The sequence below is a fragment of the Rhodoferax sp. genome, assembly GCF_039922535.1.
Lineage (GTDB): Bacteria > Pseudomonadota > Gammaproteobacteria > Burkholderiales > Burkholderiaceae_C > Rhodoferax_B.
The window spans coordinates 1-16,364 of sequence record NZ_JBDTEM010000225.1 but is presented as its reverse complement, the minus strand read 5'-3'; the positions used below and the strand labels follow the sequence as shown (position 1 = coordinate 16,364).

The 16,364-nt window shown below is 63.1% G+C and carries 17 protein-coding genes; 6 read left to right on the top strand and 11 right to left on the bottom strand.

Annotated elements, in window-relative coordinates:
- Positions 1-207: 207 nt before the first annotated feature.
- The 5 genes from ABI213_RS10860 to ABI213_RS10840 form a co-directional block, all read right to left on the bottom strand.
- The gene (locus tag ABI213_RS10860; RefSeq protein WP_348027028.1) at positions 208-1,065 is read right to left on the bottom strand and encodes an ATP-binding cassette domain-containing protein; all 858 of its coding nucleotides are present in this window, start codon (positions 1,063-1,065) and stop codon (positions 208-210) included.
- Positions 1,062-2,054, bottom strand: a complete 993-nt coding sequence (locus tag ABI213_RS10855) for an ABC transporter ATP-binding protein (RefSeq protein ID WP_348027026.1) — start codon at positions 2,052-2,054, stop codon at positions 1,062-1,064. Before ABI213_RS10855 ends, ABI213_RS10860 begins: the two co-directional genes overlap by 4 nt.
- A gap of 11 nt (positions 2,055-2,065) precedes the next feature.
- Positions 2,066-2,971, bottom strand: coding sequence for an ABC transporter permease (locus ABI213_RS10850; RefSeq protein ID WP_348006846.1), 906 nt, complete (start codon positions 2,969-2,971; stop codon positions 2,066-2,068).
- An 8-nt stretch (positions 2,972-2,979) separates the two neighbouring features.
- Entirely contained in the window at positions 2,980-3,897 is a 918-nt protein-coding gene (locus tag ABI213_RS10845; protein WP_348006847.1) for an ABC transporter permease, read from the bottom strand.
- Between the two features lie 72 nt (positions 3,898-3,969).
- Positions 3,970-5,481 (bottom strand): ABC transporter substrate-binding protein, encoded by a 1,512-nt coding sequence (locus ABI213_RS10840; RefSeq protein ID WP_348006850.1) that lies wholly within the window; start codon positions 5,479-5,481, stop codon positions 3,970-3,972.
- A gap of 148 nt (positions 5,482-5,629) precedes the next feature.
- On the opposite strand from ABI213_RS10840, the gene ABI213_RS10835 reads away from it, so the two are divergent.
- Positions 5,630-6,574 carry a LysR family transcriptional regulator gene (locus ABI213_RS10835; RefSeq protein ID WP_348006848.1) on the top strand — a complete coding sequence of 315 codons (945 nt, stop codon included), beginning with the start codon at positions 5,630-5,632 and terminating at the stop codon, positions 6,572-6,574.
- A 72-nt stretch (positions 6,575-6,646) separates the two neighbouring features.
- Here ABI213_RS10835 and ABI213_RS10830 read toward each other — a convergent pair whose 3' ends face one another.
- The 4 genes from ABI213_RS10830 to ABI213_RS10815 are packed head-to-tail and all read right to left on the bottom strand — an operon-like array spanning position 6,647 to position 10,215.
- Complete coding sequence (locus ABI213_RS10830) at positions 6,647-7,261, bottom strand: PqiC family protein (protein ID WP_348027024.1); 615 nt, start codon at positions 7,259-7,261, stop codon at positions 6,647-6,649.
- Positions 7,258-8,934 carry an MlaD family protein gene (locus tag ABI213_RS10825; RefSeq protein ID WP_348005901.1) on the bottom strand — a complete coding sequence of 559 codons (1,677 nt, stop codon included), beginning with the start codon at positions 8,932-8,934 and terminating at the stop codon, positions 7,258-7,260. Before ABI213_RS10825 ends, ABI213_RS10830 begins: the two co-directional genes overlap by 4 nt.
- Positions 8,912-9,598, bottom strand: coding sequence for a paraquat-inducible protein A (locus ABI213_RS10820; RefSeq protein ID WP_348005902.1), 687 nt, complete (start codon positions 9,596-9,598; stop codon positions 8,912-8,914). Before ABI213_RS10820 ends, ABI213_RS10825 begins: the two co-directional genes overlap by 23 nt.
- The gene (locus ABI213_RS10815; protein ID WP_348005903.1) at positions 9,595-10,215 is read right to left on the bottom strand and encodes a paraquat-inducible protein A; all 621 of its coding nucleotides are present in this window, start codon (positions 10,213-10,215) and stop codon (positions 9,595-9,597) included. Before ABI213_RS10815 ends, ABI213_RS10820 begins: the two co-directional genes overlap by 4 nt.
- Positions 10,216-10,368: 153 nt before the next feature.
- Here ABI213_RS10815 and ABI213_RS10810 point away from each other — a divergent pair, with 153 nt between their 5' ends.
- A complete protein-coding gene (locus tag ABI213_RS10810; protein WP_348005904.1) occupies positions 10,369-10,866 on the top strand; it encodes a flavin reductase family protein in 498 nt (165 codons plus the stop codon).
- A gap of 10 nt (positions 10,867-10,876) precedes the next feature.
- Positions 10,877-11,656 (top strand): peptidoglycan editing factor PgeF, encoded by a 780-nt coding sequence (pgeF, locus tag ABI213_RS10805; protein WP_348005905.1) that lies wholly within the window; start codon positions 10,877-10,879, stop codon positions 11,654-11,656.
- On the opposite strand, the gene ABI213_RS10800 is transcribed toward pgeF, so the two are convergent.
- The gene (locus ABI213_RS10800) at positions 11,585-11,869 is read right to left on the bottom strand and encodes a hypothetical protein (RefSeq protein WP_348005906.1); all 285 of its coding nucleotides are present in this window, start codon (positions 11,867-11,869) and stop codon (positions 11,585-11,587) included. The genes pgeF and ABI213_RS10800 overlap by 72 nt on opposite strands.
- A 289-nt stretch (positions 11,870-12,158) precedes the next feature.
- On the opposite strand from ABI213_RS10800, the gene phaC reads away from it, so the two are divergent.
- The 3 genes from phaC (at position 12,159) to phbB (ending at position 15,960) form a co-directional block, all read left to right on the top strand.
- A complete protein-coding gene (gene phaC, locus ABI213_RS10795) occupies positions 12,159-13,880 on the top strand; it encodes a class I poly(R)-hydroxyalkanoic acid synthase (RefSeq protein WP_348005907.1) in 1,722 nt (573 codons plus the stop codon).
- A gap of 135 nt (positions 13,881-14,015) precedes the next feature.
- Positions 14,016-15,194 (top strand): acetyl-CoA C-acetyltransferase, encoded by a 1,179-nt coding sequence (locus ABI213_RS10790; RefSeq protein WP_348005908.1) that lies wholly within the window; start codon positions 14,016-14,018, stop codon positions 15,192-15,194.
- A gap of 28 nt (positions 15,195-15,222) precedes the next feature.
- On the top strand, positions 15,223-15,960 hold the full coding sequence (gene phbB, locus ABI213_RS10785) for an acetoacetyl-CoA reductase (RefSeq protein WP_348005909.1): 738 nt from the start codon (positions 15,223-15,225) through the stop codon (positions 15,958-15,960).
- 45 nt (positions 15,961-16,005) lie between these two features.
- Here phbB and ABI213_RS10780 read toward each other — a convergent pair.
- Positions 16,006-16,364, bottom strand: a 359-nt coding sequence (locus ABI213_RS10780; protein WP_348027022.1) for a hypothetical protein, incomplete at its 5' end; no start/stop codon positions are given.

The following is a 16,364-nucleotide window of genomic DNA, read 5'->3' as shown; positions in this document are numbered from 1 at the left end:
CATGCTTTCCAGCTGGGGGGTGATCTCTTCACGCAGATAGGCGTGCAGGATGGGGCCACTGGCGGCGTCCTGGCTTTCGGTCTTGTAGGCAACGCGGCGGTCCAGCGTTTGCTGGAAGCGGCCGTCGTCAAAGTAGGCGAGCGTTTGCGCCAAGGCTTGGGTGCGACTCATGGGAAATCTTTCTGTGGAAGTAAGGACAAGACGTTCTTATGCGATGGCTTCGCGGGCGATGTCCGGGATGCCCAGGCCGGGCTCCGGCGTCAGTGCTGATGCCAGCAGCATGCGGGTGTAGGGGTGTTCGGGCTGGCTGAAGATCTGCTCGCGGCTGCCCAGCTCCACGATGGCGCCTTTGTGCATCACGGCCACGCGGTCTACCAGGTGCTCCACCACGCCCAGGTCGTGGCTGATGAAGAAGTAGGTCAAGCCAAACTCGGCCTTCAGGTCCAGCAGCAGGTTCAAAATTTGCGCCTGCACCGATACGTCCAGCGCCGAGGTGGGTTCGTCGCACACCAATATGTCGGGGCGCAGCACCAGCGCCCGCGCAATCGCCACCCGCTGGCGCTGGCCGCCGGAGAGCTGGTTGGGGTACTGCTTGTGCGTGCGCTCGGGCATGCCCACCAGGTCCAGCATGTCGCGCACCTTGCGTTGTTGCTCCTGTGCCGTGCCCACCTGGTGCAAGGCCAGGGGCACGCGCACGATGTCGGCCACCGTGCGGCGCGGGTTCAGCGATGAATACGGGTCTTGGAAGATAGGCTGGATATGGCGGGCCAGGGCGCGGCGCTGGCTGGGGTCGATTTCGCGGCCGTTGATCAGCACATTGCCCGAGCTGGGCTCCATCAGGCCCAGTAGCATCTTGGCCAGGGTGCTTTTGCCGCAGCCGGACTCGCCTACCAAGCCCAGCGTTTCACCCTTGCGGATGCGCAGCGAGACGTTGTTGACGGCCTTGATTTCGCCCGGCTTGCTGAACAGGCCGCGCTTGAGTTTGAACACGCGGTTCAGTGCGCATAGCTCCAGCGCAATGTCTTCGCTGCCAGCCACAGGCGGTGCGGGTGTTTTGCGCATCATGCGGCCTCCGCCAGGATAGGGTTAGAAGCAAGCGCTACACAGCGCACGGCGTGTTGGCCGGAGAGCGCAACATAGGGCACGCTGCTGCTGCAGGCCGCTTGCACCTGCGGGCAGCGGTTGGCAAAGGCACAGCCTTGCACCTCGCCCACCAGGCTGGGTACCACGCCAGGAATGGCTTGCAGGTGGCTGCCGGGCAGGGTTTTGCCGCGCACGGGGATGCAGTTCAGCAGGCCACGGGTGTAGGGGTGGCTGGGGCGGGCAAACATCTCGGCCACGGGCGCGGTCTCTACCACTTCACCGGCGTACATCACGGCGACGCGGTCGGCAATGCGCGCCACCACGCCCAGGTCGTGGGTGATGAACACCACGGCCGTGCCAAATTCTTTTTGCAGCTCGCGTATCAGGCGCAGGATTTGCGCCTGGATGGTTACGTCCAGCGCGGTAGTGGGTTCGTCCGCAATGATCAGGTCGGGCTCGCACATCAGGGCCATGGCAATCACCACGCGTTGGCGCAGACCGCCCGACAGCTGGTGCGGGTACTGCCGCAAGCGGTCTGCTGCCTGCGGCACACCAGCGCGCTCCAGCAGGTAGACCGCGCGCTCGCGGGCCTGGGCCATGCTGACCTTGCGGTGCGCTCGCAGAGCCTCGCACAGCTGGTCGCCCAGCGTGTAAGAGGGGTTGAGCGCAGTCATCGGCTCCTGGAAGACCATGGACATGCGCGCACCACGTAATGCGGCCACCTTGCGCTCGGGCAGGGTTTGCAGGTCGATGCCGTCAAAGCGGATGTGGTCGGCGCTGCGAATGGCCTTGCGGGGCAGCAGGCCCATCAGCGCCAGCGATGTCATGGACTTGCCGCAGCCGGACTCGCCCACCAGGCACAGCATTTCACCGCGCTGTACCTGCAGGTCGATGCCACGCACGGCATGCAGCATGCCGTTGGGCGTGGGCAGGTCTACGCGCAGGTTTTTAACGTCTAATAAAGTTTCCATGCTGGCTCTCTTCAGTTGCGGCCATCGGGCGCGGTGAGGTCACGCAGGCCGTCGCCCACCAGGTTGATGGCCAGCACCAGCAGTGCCAGCACCACGCCAGGCACCAGAATCACCCAGGGCTGGAAGAACATATAGGCCTTGCCCTCGGCCACCATCAGGCCCCAGGAAGGCGTCGGGGGCTGTACGCCCAGGCCCAGAAACGACAGGGTGGACTCCAGCAAAATCGCATGCGCCATCTCCAGCGTGGCCACTACGGTGAGCGGCCCCATCAGATTGGGCAGCAGCTCGCGCAGCAAGATGTAGGGTGTGGATGCACCCAGGGACTTGGCGGCGGCGATGAATTCGGCATCGCGCAGCTGCTGCGTGGCAGAGCGGGTGACGATGGCAAAGCGGTCCCACAGCAGCAGCCCCAGCAGCACGATCACCACCTGCAGCGAGCCACCCACCAGCGACGCAGTGGCCAGCGCCACCAGCACCACCGGCATGGCCAGGCGGGTGGTGATGATGTAGCTCACCACGGCGTCCACACGGCCACCAAAGTAACCCGCCAGCACGCCCATGGTGGTGCCGATCAGCCCGGACACCAAGGCGGTGACCGCGCCGATGGTGAGCGATACCCGCGCACCGAACAGCAGGCGGCTGAGGTAGTCGCGGCCCAGCTTGTCGGTGCCGAGCACATGCTCCCAGCTGCCCTTGGCGTTCCAGAACGGCGGGATTAATCGCTGGCTGAGGTCTTGGGCGTAGGGGTCGTGCGGGCTGAGCCAGGGTGCAAATACGGCGGCAATCACCGCCACGCCGAGCAGAATGCTGCCCAGCGTCAGGCCCCGGTGGCCGAGTATGCGTAGCAGGCTGCGCCGCCAGGCGGGAACCGGTGGCAAGGCCAGCGTAGGAGAAGTTGCAATGGATAAAGAAGCCATGGTGTGTCCTAGCGTGTGCGCATGCGGGGGTCGAGTGCGGCGTTAAACACGTCGGCCAGAAACGTCAGGCCGATATAGAACACGGCAATGATCAGCACCACCGCCTGGACCACGGGGTAGTCGTTGCGCGAAATGGAGTCCCAGGCCAGTTGTCCCAGGCCTTGCATGGAGTACACCGACTCGATGACCACCGAGCCACCCAGCATGAAGCCCAGCTCAACCGCTGCCAGGGCCACCACCGGGATGATGGCGTTGCGTAGCGCGTGTTTGAAGATCACGCGGGCCGGGCTCAGGCCCTTGGCGCGTGCGGTGCGGATGTAGTCCGCGCCCAGCACGTCCAGCATGCCGGCACGCGTCAGGCGCATCAGCGACGGCATGGCGTAGTAGCCCAGCGCAACGGCGGGTAGCACAAAGTGTTGCCAGGTGGTGTTGCCAGCGACGGGCAGCCAGTGCAGGCCCACGGCAAACACCAGAATCAGCGTTAGCGCAAACCAGAAGTTGGGCATGGCCTGGCCCACCACCGCCACCATCAGCGCCAGCCGGTCGATCCAGGTGTCGCGGTACACGGCGGCCAGCACGCCCAACGGTATGGCCACAGACACGGCCAGCAGCAAGGCGATGCCGCCCAGCTTCAGGGTGATGGGCAGGCGCTCGCCAATGAGTTCCATCACGGTGTTCTGGAAGAAAAATGAGCGCCCGAAATCCAGGTGCGCCGCCGACCACAACCAGTCCATAAACTGCAGGGTGATGGGGCGGTTCAGCCCGTACTGGATGCGGACTTCCTCAATGGCCGCAGAGTTGGCCTCCGGCCCGGCGATGGCAGTCGCCAAGTCGCCTGACAGATGGAGCAGCATGAAGCTGACGACCGCGACCGTCAACATGACGCTCAAGGCCACCAGCAGGCGGCGAAAAATATAGTGCAGCATGGGTATGCCCTCTAAGTGGGAACGGAGGCACAAGGCCAGGCCAGCCCTGGTGAAGGCTGGCCTGCGTACTGCTTACTTCCAGCTGGCCTGGGCGAAGCGGGGCAGCTCGTCCACCTGGGCGGTGAACTTCAGGTCCTGCGTGAACACATAGTTGGTCGAGTAGGAGAACATGGGTGCCATATAGGCCTGCTCGCTGATGCGCTGCAGGGCTTGCGCATATTTTTTCTTGCGCTCGACCTTGTCCATGGAGGCGTCGGCGGTTTGCAGCAGGGCAATGACTTGCGGGTCTTTGCTGGTGTCGTCCGGGCCACCTTCAAAGTAGTTGCCGACAAAGGCCGACGCGTCATTGATGGAGAACGAGCCCCAGGACTGGAATGTCAGCGGCGCGCGGCCCGAATACACCTCGGTGCGCAGCACCGGGTATTGCACAAAGTGCAGGCGGGCACGGATGCCGATCTTGCGCAGGTCGCCAACCATGGACTCCGCATATTCACGCTCGCGGTAGGCCCACAGATCGGTATCGAATCCGTTGGGGTAGCCTGCTTCGGCCAGCAAGGTCTTGGCTTTGGCCGGGTCGTAGGGGTACTTCACCACCTTTTCGGTATCGCAGCCAAACTGGGTACGGAAGCAGGGCGCAAATACAGGTTGGCTACCACCACGCACCAGGCTGTCGGCCAGGCCTTTGCGGTTGACGGCCATGTTGACCGCCTGGCGCACACGCACATCTTTGAATGGCAGGGCCTCGGGCGTGGTGCCGTTGGCATTCATGGTCAAAAACCCAACGCGCATGGTTTCGCCGCTCAGCACCGTTGTGTTGGGCATGGACTTGAGCGACTCGGCCTGGTCGGACGGCACGCGCCAGATCCAGTCCACAGCGCCGGTCATCAGCTGCGCTGCCCGTGCTTCGGGGTCGCGTATCACCACAAATTTGATCGTGCCAATCTTGGGCTGGCCGACCGGGCTTTCCTTGAAGTAGGCGGGGTTCTTCACCATGGTCACGCCCTGGCCGGGTATGACTGCGGAAATTTTGTACGGGCCGGTGCCAATGGGCGCTTTGCTATAGCCTTCCAGGCCCACCTTCTTCATGTAAGCAGCGGGGTAAATCGGTGTGGGGCCTGCCAGGTAGTCCAGTGCAGCGGGGAATGGCGCCTTCAGGTTGATGCGCACCTGGTAGTCGCCCAGCTTGTCTACGCTCTTGATCCAGCCGGTGTTTTGGCGGGTGGCGATTTTGGCTTCTGGTGCAGTCACCACATTGAAGGTGTAGGCCACATCGTCGGCGCTGAATTTGTCGCCGTTATGGAACGTCACGCCCTGGCGCAGCGTGAGCAAAATCGCGGTGGGCGACTCCCATTTCCACGACGTGGCCAGCTGGGGTTTGAACTCGCCGGTGGCGGGGTCGCGGTAGATCAGCGTGTCCCACGCCATATTGGCCAAGACCACACCCTCGCGCATATTGTTGTGGTACGGGCTTACGTTTTCCACCTCGTTGTCGGATGCGTAAACCAGTGTGTCATTGGCTTTGCCTGCATAGGCAGCCGTGCTGCCAGCACCAATGGCGAGGGCCAGGCATGTGTGGTGCACCATGGTGGAGATTAACTGCTTCATTTCAAAGTCTTTCTTGGTGGCGTGGGTGGGTAGGCACATTCTTGTGCAAGAAGCAGACCGATGGTGCATTCCAATCCTTACAGAATGCGTATGATTGCGTTGCCAAAACGGCAATGGACAAACGCGCATGAACCACCCCCCTCTGATCGCCAAGCAACTGCAAGAAACGGCGCTGCGTTATTTCCTGGAGGTCGTGCGCACAGGCTCGATTGCCGAGGCCTCGCAGCGCCTGAGCGTGGCGGGTTCGGCCATCAGCCGCCAGATCACCCATCTGGAGGAATTGTTTGGCATCCCTTTGTTTGACCGCCATCCGCGCGGCATGGTGCCCAGCGCTGCGGGCGAGGTGCTGGCCGTGCATGCGATTAAGCTGGCCCATGACTCTGAGCGTGTGGTCCATGACATACAGGCTTTGCAGGGCATGCAGCGCGGGCGCGTCCGGCTGGTGAGCATCGAGGGCGTTGCCGTGGAATTCGTCCCCAAGGTGATCAGCGAATTTCTGCTGCAGCACCCGGGCATCCAGTTCCATCTGGGTGTGCATCCGCCGGGTGAGTGCACCCGTCGCATCCTGATGGGCGATGCAGACATTGGCATCACCATGAGCCGCCAGACAGAAAGCGGCATCCGGGTGGAACACCGGCAAGCTTCACCGGTGCGGGCGGCCATGCGTTTTGACCACCCGCTGGCGCAGTTCAAAAGCATCAGTCTTTCGCAGATGCTGGCCTATCCCTTGGTGCTGCCAGAGCCCAACACCACGGTGCGCCAGCTGTTTGACTTGGCTTGCAGTCTGCAGGGTTTGCGCGTGGAGCCGGTGGTGACCAGCAGCTATTTCAGCAGCCTGGAGGGCATTTTGCGGCACCACCCCGACAGCGTCACGATCTCGGCGGAGATATCGGTCCGCTACCAAGTGGCCCGCCAGGAGTTGGCGAGCGTGCGCATCCGCGACCGCAGTTTGGATTTGCGCAATGTGGAGGTACAAACCGCCGTGGGGCACAGCCTGCCGCAGGCGGCCCAGGCATTTTTAAAGCACCTGACGCTCGCCCTGGCGGGCTCGCTTCCCGATGGTGCGGTGTAGTTTTCTTATGAAGAAATTGGCCGATAGTGCATGCAATACCTGCGCAGGTAGCTATTTAAAAGATAGCGTTCGCTAACCTGGGCAGGTGGCGGCAGGATCTGCATCCAGGGCCTTGACCGATGCCGCCATGCTCTGCGCTGCGCGGCTGGTCAGCCGCTGTGCTCCTTGGGCCAGGGCGGCAATGCCGGAGCCCACCGGCTCGGCCTGGCTCCATTGGCAAGCCAGGTTGCGGCTGGCCACGCCGTTGCTGTCCAGGCGGCGGATGGTCCAGCTGAAACTGGCTTGCACTTGGCTGTCCACGGCGGCATCCCACTGGCGCAGCTGCACGGCGATGCGGTAGACCGGCTGGCTGGCCAGACGGCCACCGGTGGTCACGTCGATGGCACCCAGCTGCTGGGTGATGGTACTGGCCAGTGCGTCGTGCAGCTCGCTGTCGAACGGCGCGGCCCAGCGGTGCAGGTCCAGAATCTCCACCGGCGCGCTGGCGCTGCGCACCACCAGCTGTGGGCGCACCAGGCGTTCGGGCAGGGCGATAGGGGGAATTTCGACCTGCAGCGTGCTGGCCGGTGCGGCTTGTACGGCCGGGGCCAGGCTGTAGTAGCGCACGGCGGGCGTGGCGGCACAGCCCGCCAGGACGGCCAGGATGGCTAAAGCGGCCAGGGCGGTGATCGGATAGGTCAACTTCATTTCTTCTCCTCGGATTTGCCGCGCAGCAACGACTCGGGGTGCTGCTCCAGGTAGTCGGTCAGCACCTTGATGGAGGCGGCGGCACGGTTGACCTCGCGCAGGGTCTGGCGCAGGTCTTGTTGCAGGGGCGCGTCGTCGGACAGGGTGCGGCCCGCCGAGCCCAGCGTGGCGTTGGCGGTGGCCAGGGTGGTGCGCAGCTCTTGGATGGCCGCGGTGATCTCGGGGGCGGTGTCGGTGTTGAGCTTTTTCACCAACTGCTCGGTGCTGGCCAGGGTGCCGTTCAAGGTGGCCAGGGTGGTGCGCAGATCGGTGCTGATTTGCTCAAACGGCACTTTGTTGATCTTGGCGACGATCTCAGACACCTGGGTTTGCAGCTCGTCCAGGCCATTGGGCAGGGTAGGCAGCTCAATGGGTTCGTCGGCCTTTCCTTCCACCCGGTTGACGGCGGGCGCCTTGGGGAAGAAGTCCAGCGCCACGTACACCTGGCCGGTGAGCAAGTTGCCGGTGCGCAGCTGGGCACGCAGGCCTTTGCTGATCAGAAACCGGACGCGCTTGCGCTGGGCGGCAATGGGTTCAGAGGCCGGGCCGTTGCTGGAAGCACGGCGCAGGCGGTCGGGGTAGACCTCGATCAGCACAGGCATGCGGAAGTCGCGCCCGGCTTTGTCAAATTCGACCCCGATGGATTTGACCGCGCCGATCACCACCCCGCGGAAGTCCACGCTGGCACCGGGGGTCAGGCCGCGCAGTGACTGGTTGAAGTACAGCAGCAGCGTGTCGGCCGGACCGTCGGGGGCTTTCATGGCGGTGGTTTCGTCGTCTGCCAGAGTGAAGCTGGCGTTTTCGGCAGCTTCGGCACCGGGGGTGTCGTCGGGGGCGGCCAGGGCAATGCCGCCCACCACCACCGAGGTTAGCGACTGGGTGCGCAACTTGAAGCCGCTGGCATTGGCCTCTACATCGATGCCGCTGGCGTGCCAGAACCGGGTGTTGGTACCGACAAATTTTTCGTAAGGCGTGTTGATGAAGACGTTCAGGGTTACGCCCTTGCCGTCCTTGTCCAGCGCGTAGGCCGCCACCTGGCCCACCTGGATGCGGCGGTAGTAGACGGGCGAGCCGATGTCGAGCGAGCCCACGTTGCTGGCGTGCAGCACAAACTGCCGCCCGGTGGTGTCGCGGGTAACGATGGGGGCCACTTCCAGCCCGACGAATTGGCTGCTGGTTTCCTCGGATGTGCCTGCATCGGCACGGATGTACGCGCCCGACAGCAAGGTGCCCAGGCCGCTGATGCCGGCGGCTTCCAGGCGCGGGCGGATGACCCAGAAGCGGGTGTCGTCGGCGGTGAAACTCTTGGCCTCTTTTTGCAGCCGTACCGACACCACCACATGGGTGCGGTCCTCGGCCAGGGTGATGCTGCCCACGGTGCCGATGTCCACTTCTTTGTACTTGACCTTGGTTTTACCCGCTTCCAGCCCCTCGGCGGTACGAAAGCTGATGTCGATGGTCGGCCCCCGGCCCAGCACGGTTTTGACCACCAGGGTGATGCCCACCAGCGCCGCCACGATGGGGATCAGCCAGATCAGAGACGGCAACCAGCTGCGCGCACGGGTGATGGTGGGCGCGGGCAGGTCGGCGGGCGTGGAAGGCGTGTGGGGTTCAGGCGGTGGGGGTGGGCTCATGCTGTCCATTGTGCGTGGGGAGGGGAGGAGGATCGGAAGAAGGCAGGGGTTGCGGGCCGTCCCAGCTCAGGCGCGGATCAAAGCTCAGCGAGGCCAGCATGGTCAGCACCACCACCGAGCCAAAAGCGGCAATGCCGATCCCTGCGGTAACTTCGGCAAACCCCTGGATGCGCACCAGCCCGGCCAGCAGCGACACCACAAACACGTCCAGCATCGACCAGCGGCCAATCACCTCGACGATGCGGTACAGCCGCGACCGGTCTAGCCGGTGGCGGCTGCTGCGCCGCTGGGCCATCCAGACCATGGTGGTCAGCGCGCCCAGCTTGAACAAGGGCACCAAGAAGCTGGCTACAAACACAATCGTCGCCAGACCCCAGGCGCCAGTGACCCAAAAATAAATCACCCCGCTCAGAATCGTGTCGGTCTTGGTTTCCAGCAGGTTGCTGGTCACCATCACCGGCAGCAAATTGGCTGGCAGGTACATGATGAAGGCCGCCGCCAGCAGCGCCCAGGTGCGGGTCAGGCTGTGGGGTTTGCGGCGGTGCAGGGGTGTGCCGCAATGTTCGCAGGCCGCGCCGTCGGGCGCGTCTTGCCAGACGGCACCACAGTGGTGGCAGCCCAGCAGGCCCAGGGAGGCGGCGGTGACCGGGGTGACCGGGCTCATGCGCGGCTTTCCGGCTCGGCAAACGCCAGTTGCCAGAAGTTGCGCGGCTGGAACGACAAAATCGCCGTCAGCAGCACCGTCAGCGCCACAAACGCGCCCAGTGCCGGGCCGGCAATGACCTCGGCCGAACTGGTTAGTTTGACGATGGCCACCAGAATGCCCAGCAAAAACACCTCCACCATGCCCCAAGGCTGCAGCGACTGCAGTGCCTTCACCAGCTGGGTAAAGCCCGGTGGGCGGCGCTGGCGTGTCAGAGGAATCAGCAGGTACAGCAAGATCAACAATTGCAGCAGCGGAAACAGCAGCGTCGTGGCCAGCACCAGCATCGCCACCTCGCCCATGCCTTCTTCGGTCAATGCCATCACCGCCCCGACCAGGGTGGTGGTGCTGTGCTTGCCGCCTATCGCAATCGACACGATAGGGAATAGATTGGCCACCGCAAACATCAGCAGCCCTGCCACCACCAGCGGCAGGATGCGCTTGTGGGTGTCACCCATGTAGCGTTCCAGCTCCGTGCCACAGCGCGTGCAGCGCGCCGTCTCGCCGCTGGCCAGCGGGGTCTTGGGGTACACGGCATCACAGCCTTCACAAATGACGACGTGGGGAACAAGGTGCATGGTGGCTGGGTGTTGGCTCGGATAGATGGCGTAGGCATACTTTAGTCGGTTTGGGCCTGCGGCTTGCTAGGTCATCGCTTCTGGGTAAACTCATTTGATGCAATTCCACTTCCTGAGGCCGCTGGGCTTCGCCATCCACAGGACACCGTCCCCATGAGCCGTGAACTGCGCGATGCGTTTGGCTGCTTTGCCACTGGCGTGACGTTGGTTACTACGCACTGGAGCGGGCAGGACTGGGGCATGACCTGCAGCTCGTTCAACGCGGTGTCGCTGGACCCGGCCCTGGTGCTGTGGAACATCCGCCACAGTAGCGCCAGCCACGAGGCGTTTGTGCGCGGTGGCGGCTACACGGTGAGTGTGCTGGGCATCGAGCACAAAGAACTGGCCCAGGCCTTTGCCCGTGGCACCCAGGCCGAGCGCTTTATGGAAGGCCAGTTTGTGCGGCTGGATAGCCAGCGCCTGCAACTGGTGGACGCGCTGGCCTGGTTTGACTGCACGCTGCAGCAAGCCGTGACTGCGGGTGATCACGACATCCTGATAGGCCAGATCAACCACAGCGGCAGCCGCCCTGGCAAAGGACTGGTGTTCGAGCGGGGGCAGTTTGCGGTGGACACGCTGGAGGTTGGGGCTGCGTCCTCATCACCGTTTTGATACTGTTTGCATGACCGATTGGCTCGTGCCCGACTGGCCTGCTCCGGCCCAGGTGCGCGCCGTGTTCACCACCCGCGCCGGTGGCGTATCGGCCGTACCGTATGACGCTCTGAATCTGGGTGACCACGTGGGCGATGCGCTGGCCGATGTGCAGGCCAACCGCAACCGCCTGGCTACGGCCATCGCTGCCCAGCCGGTGTTCTTGCAACAAGTACATGGCCGCGGGGTGGCGCACCTGACCGGGCCGACACCGCAGACGCTGGTGGCCGATGCCAGCCTCACCACCCAGCCCGGCCTGGCCTGCACGGCCATGGTGGCCGACTGCCTGCCGGTGCTGTTCACCGACACGCGCGGCACCGTGGTGGCCGCCGCGCACGCGGGCTGGCGCGGCCTGCTGGGGACGGACGGGCAGGGCGTACTGGAATCCATTTTTAAAGAAATAAAGGCTCTGGCGCAGGTGGAGCCTGCGCAAGAAGCTACAGAAGTAATAGCGTGGCTGGGGCCGTGCATTGGGCCGACTGCCTTCGAGGTGGGACCGGAAGTGCCCGCCGCCTTCATTGCCCAAGACCCCGCCGCCGCTGCAATGTTTGTGCGCCACGGCCCGGACAAATGGCTGGCCCATCTGCCCGGCCTGGCGCGGCTGCGTTTGCGGGCGTTGGGTGTGCAGGGCATTTACGGCAACGATGGCAGCCTGGACTGGTGCACCGTCAGCAACCCCTCACGGTTCTTCTCGTACCGGCGCAGCGGGGTCTGCGGGCGCATGGCTGCCTGTATTTGGCTGCACGACTAGGGATGTGGCCCGGGCCTGTTCGGCCGCTTCGCGTTTCTTGATGGCTTTGCGCCGCCCCGGCGCACCCATCAGGTACACCACCAACGACACCGGGCCCAGGCCGTACAGTAGAAACGTGAAGATGCCCCCCAGTACAGTGCCGTTACTATTGGTCGCCTCGGCGACAGCCATCATGAGGGCCACATAAAGCCAGCCAATAGGGACTATGTACATATAAATTGTTGGTTGTTCATCCCCCACCGCCAGTCAGAACGAGCGCTTTCCAGAAACACCGCAGAGCTGGCTTTGCCAGACTGCTGGTGTTGCCCCCTGCAAGGGGGTTGGCGAAAAGCGCTTGCGCTGCAGCCTGGGGGTGTGTATGGATATACAAATTGTTTCAAAAACAGAGTGGTCTACGCAGTACCCGCAGGGTTTTAGCCCTTTTGGTCGGGTACCGTCTACAACCTAAAACGACCCGTGCCCTGCACAGGTCTGAAAAAATACCGCTTTGTGAGGATTCACTATGCATTCTGATCCAGACTGGGCCAAGACCGCCCAGCAATTCCAGCAGACCTTGGGCGACGGTTGGACACGGGCTTGGGCCGATGCCATCAAGCCCATCCAGGGGCTGGATTTGGGCGTGCCGGTGGGTGGCATGGCCACCGCACCCCAGGTCACTTTTTCGGCCACCAAGCTGCAAGCTTTGCAAAAACAGTACCTGGAAGAATCCGCCGCGCTGTGGAACCAGAGCATGGATGCCGCCGTTATCGCCAAAGACAAGCGCTTTTCGGCCAAGGCCTGGACGGAAAACCCCCTCACCGCGTACAACGCCGCCTCGTACCTGCTGACCAGCCGCACCCTGATGGGCCTGGCCGACGCGGTAGAGGCCGACGACAAAACCCGCTCCCGCATCCAGTTTGCGGTCGAGCAGTGGATGGCCGCGTCTGCGCCCAGCAATTACCTGGCAATGAACGCCGAGGCGCAAAAGAAGCTGATCGACACCCAGGGCGAAAGCCTGGCCAAGGGCCTGAAAAACCTGATGCACGACATGCAGCAGGGCCATGTGTCCATGACCGACGAGAGCCTGTTCGAGGTGGGCCGCAATGTGGCCACCACCGAAGGCGCGGTGGTGTTCGAGAACGAACTGTTCCAGCTCATCGAATACAAGCCGCTGACGGCCAAGGTCTACGCCAAGCCGTTTTTGCTGGTGCCGCCGTGCATCAACAAGTACTACATCCTCGACCTGCAGCCCGAAAACTCGCTGATCCGCTACGCGGTGGAGCAGGGCAACCGCACTTTTGTGGTCAGCTGGCGCAACCCGGACAAGTCCATGGGCGACAAGACCTGGGACAACTACATTGAAGACGCTGCTATTAAAGCAATAGCTGTAACCCAAGAGATCACGGGCGCTAAGACCATCAATGCCTTGGGTTTCTGTGTAGGCGGCACGATCTTGAGCACGGCCGTGGCCGTGCTGGCCGCGCGCGGCGAAAAGCCGGTGGCCAGCCTGACCCTGCTGACCACGCTGCTGGACTTTACCGACACCGGCATCATCGATATCTTTGTGGACGAGGCCATGGTGGCTTTCCGCGAAAAGCAGATGGGCAAAGGCGGCCTGCTGCCTGGCGGCGATTTGTCCAGCACCTTCAGCTTTTTGCGCCCTAACGACTTGGTGTGGAACTACGTGGTGGGCAACTACCTCAAGGGCGAAACCCCGCCGCCGTTTGACCTGTTGTACTGGAACAGCGACTCCACCAACCTGCCCGGCCCGTTTTATGCGTGGTATTTGCGCAATACCTACCTGGAAAACAAACTGGTGCAACCCGGCAAAGCCACTGTCTGCGGCGAAAAGATCGACCTGCGCAAGATCGATATTCCCGCCTACATCTACGGCTCGCGCGAAGACCACATCGTGCCGATTGGCGGTGCCTACGCGTCCACCCAGCACCTGCCGGGCCAAAAGCGCTTTGTGATGGGGGCCTCGGGCCACATCGCCGGAGTCATCAACCCCCCGGCCAAAAAGAAGCGTAGCCACTGGATCAGCGATGCCACCAGTTTCCCGGCCAAGGCCGAGGACTGGATCGCCGGTGCCCAGGAGCACGCCGGTAGCTGGTGGACCGACTGGTCGGCCTGGCTCAAGAGCCATGCGGGCAAGCAAGTTGCCGCGCCGACCCAGTACGGCAACGCCGATTACAAGGTGATTGAACCCGCGCCGGGCCGCTACGTAAAAGCCCGCGCACAGTAGAAGTCCGTATACAAAACCCAGGGTACTTGGTTCTACACTGAACCGCTAATTAACCGTTCCGTACACAGTGCGGGACGGCCCAGATTATTTTTCCCGACCCCATTACCAATTACCAACTAGACCCAGGAGCAAAAAATGGAAGACATCGTCATCGTTGCAGCAGCCCGTACCGCCGTCGGTAAATTCGGCGGCAGCCTTGCCAAAACCCCGGCCACCGAACTCGGTGCCCACGTCATCAAAGAAGTGCTGGCCCGCAGTGGCTTGAGCGCGGATCAGATCGGTGAAGTCATCATGGGCCAGGTGCTGGCCGCTGGTGCGGGCCAGAACCCGGCCCGCCAGTCGGTGCTGAAAAGTGGCTTGCAGCAAGGCACACCTGGCCTGACCATCAACGCCGTGTGCGGTTCCGGCCTGAAAGCCGTGATGCTGGCGGCCCAGGCCGTGGCCTATGGCGACAGCGAAATCGTGATCGCCGGTGGCCAGGAAAACATGAGCGCCTCGCCCCACGTGCTGCTGGGCAGCCGCGACGGCCAGCGCATGGGCGACTGGAAGATGACCGACACCATGATCGTGGACGGTCTGTGGGACGTGTACAACCAGTACCACATGGGCATCACCGCCGAAAACGTGGCCAAGAAGTACGGCATCACCCGCGACATGCAAGACGCGTTGGCCCTGGCCAGCCAGCAAAAAGCCGCTGCGGCGCAGGAAGCCGGTCGTTTTGTGGCCGAAATCGCCCCGTTCAGCATTGCCCAGCGCAAAGGCGACCCGATCGTCTTCTCGGCCGACGAGTTCATCAACAAGAAAACCACGGCCGAAGCCCTGGCCGGTCTGCGCCCTGCGTTCGACAAAGCCGGTGGCGTGACCGCCGGCAATGCCTCCGGCCTGAACGACGGCGCTGCCGCCGTGATGGTGATGACCGCCAAGAAAGCCGCCGCCCTGGGCCTGACCCCGCTGGGCCGCATCGCCAGCTTTGCCACCACCGGCCTGGACCCCGCCATCATGGGCATGGGCCCGGTCCCTGCATCCACCAAAGCCCTGGCCCGCGCGGGCTGGAAGGCGCAAGACCTGGACTTGCTGGAAATCAACGAAGCCTTCGCCGCCCAGGCCTGCGCCGTAAACAACGAAATGGGCTGGGACACCAGCAAGGTCAACGTCAACGGTGGCGCGATTGCCATCGGCCACCCCATCGGTGCGTCCGGCTGCCGCATCTTGGTCACGCTGCTGCACGAAATGCAGCGCCGCGATGCCAAGAAGGGCATTGCCTCGCTGTGCATCGGCGGTGGCATGGGTGTTGCATTGACCATCGAGCGTTAAGCATTTTTAAAACAAACAGGAGATAAATATGGTTCAAAAAGTAGCGTACGTGACCGGCGGCATGGGTGGCATCGGGACCGCCATCTGCCAGCGTCTGCATGCCGATGGCTTCAAGGTCATCGCCGGCTGCGGCCCCACCCGTGACCACGTCAAGTGGATTGCCGAGCAAGCGGCTCTGGGCTTTACCTTTTACGCGTCGGCGGGCAATGTGGGCGCGTGGGATTCCACCGTGGAAGCCTTCACCAAGACCAAGGCCGAACACGGCACCATCGACGTACTGGTGAACAACGCCGGTATCACCAAGGACCGCATGTTCTTGAAGATGTCGCGCGAAGACTGGGATTCGGTGATCGAAACCAACCTGAACAGCATGTTCAATGTCACCAAGCAAGTGGTGGCCGACATGGTGGAAAAGGGCTGGGGCCGCATCATCAACATCAGTAGCGTGAACGGCGAAAAAGGCCAAGCGGGCCAGACAAACTACTCGGCTGCCAAGGCCGGTATGCACGGTTTCTCGATGGCGCTGGCGCAAGAACTGGCCACCAAGGGCGTGACGGTCAACACCGTCAGCCCTGGCTACATCGGCACCGACATGGTCAACGCCATCCGCGAAGACGTGCTGGCCAAGATCGTCGCCACCGTGCCTGTCAAGCGCCTGGGCAAGCCAAGCGAAATCGCCTCCATCATCGCCTGGTTGGCATCCGAAGAAGGTGGCTACGCTACTGGCGCGGACTTCTCGGTCAACGGTGGTTTGCACATGGGCTGATGGCTTACGCCACGGTCTCTCAAAAACCCGCTTCGGCGGGTTTTTTTATGGGGCAGGCGCGGGAACGATGGTCACGCTTTCGCGCAAAACGCCGCCGCTTTGCGCGCTACCTTCCACGCCCTCGGGTTTTTGCATGCGGGCTTCGCAGTCTTTGCGGTCATCGCCCTGGAACACGGCACAGCGGCGCAAGGCGTTTTGTTGGTACTCCGACGGTGCGGCCGCCGTCAGGCCACCCCGGCGGGCCTCGGCCAGGGCGCGTTCGGCTTCAATCTTGCAGGTGGCGGCATTCTGGTTGGACTTGCCACTGTTGCACAGCGCCATGTCTTGCTTGTAGCGGGCCTGGGCACCGGCCGATGCGGCGGGGTCGGCGGCCTGCGCAGCGCCGGAGCACAGCAGGGCAGTGA

Excerpts from the sequence above, each read along its gene's own strand:
- ABI213_RS10845 (WP_348006847.1), bottom strand. The coding sequence starts at position 3,897 with ATGCTGCACTATATTTTTCGCCGCCTGCTGGTGGCCTTGAGCGTCATG.
- ABI213_RS10835 (WP_348006848.1), top strand. The coding sequence starts at position 5,630 with ATGAACCACCCCCCTCTGATCGCCAAGCAACTGCAAGAAACGGCGCTG.
- ABI213_RS10790 (WP_348005908.1), top strand. The coding sequence starts at position 14,016 with ATGGAAGACATCGTCATCGTTGCAGCAGCCCGTACCGCCGTCGGTAAA.
- pgeF (WP_348005905.1), top strand. The coding sequence starts at position 10,877 with ATGACCGATTGGCTCGTGCCCGACTGGCCTGCTCCGGCCCAGGTGCGC.
- ABI213_RS10815 (WP_348005903.1), bottom strand. The coding sequence starts at position 10,215 with ATGCACCTTGTTCCCCACGTCGTCATTTGTGAAGGCTGTGATGCCGTG.
- ABI213_RS10800 (WP_348005906.1), bottom strand. The coding sequence starts at position 11,869 with ATGTACATAGTCCCTATTGGCTGGCTTTATGTGGCCCTCATGATGGCT.
- phbB (WP_348005909.1), top strand. The coding sequence starts at position 15,223 with ATGGTTCAAAAAGTAGCGTACGTGACCGGCGGCATGGGTGGCATCGGG.
- ABI213_RS10810 (WP_348005904.1), top strand. The coding sequence starts at position 10,369 with ATGAGCCGTGAACTGCGCGATGCGTTTGGCTGCTTTGCCACTGGCGTG.
- ABI213_RS10860 (WP_348027028.1), bottom strand. The coding sequence starts at position 1,065 with ATGATGCGCAAAACACCCGCACCGCCTGTGGCTGGCAGCGAAGACATT.
- ABI213_RS10855 (WP_348027026.1), bottom strand. The coding sequence starts at position 2,054 with ATGGAAACTTTATTAGACGTTAAAAACCTGCGCGTAGACCTGCCCACG.
- phaC (WP_348005907.1), top strand. The coding sequence starts at position 12,159 with ATGCATTCTGATCCAGACTGGGCCAAGACCGCCCAGCAATTCCAGCAG.
- ABI213_RS10840 (WP_348006850.1), bottom strand. The coding sequence starts at position 5,481 with ATGGTGCACCACACATGCCTGGCCCTCGCCATTGGTGCTGGCAGCACG.
- ABI213_RS10825 (WP_348005901.1), bottom strand. The coding sequence starts at position 8,934 with ATGAGCCCACCCCCACCGCCTGAACCCCACACGCCTTCCACGCCCGCC.
- ABI213_RS10820 (WP_348005902.1), bottom strand. The coding sequence starts at position 9,598 with ATGAGCCCGGTCACCCCGGTCACCGCCGCCTCCCTGGGCCTGCTGGGC.
- ABI213_RS10830 (WP_348027024.1), bottom strand. The coding sequence starts at position 7,261 with ATGAAGTTGACCTATCCGATCACCGCCCTGGCCGCTTTAGCCATCCTG.
- ABI213_RS10850 (WP_348006846.1), bottom strand. The coding sequence starts at position 2,971 with ATGGCTTCTTTATCCATTGCAACTTCTCCTACGCTGGCCTTGCCACCG.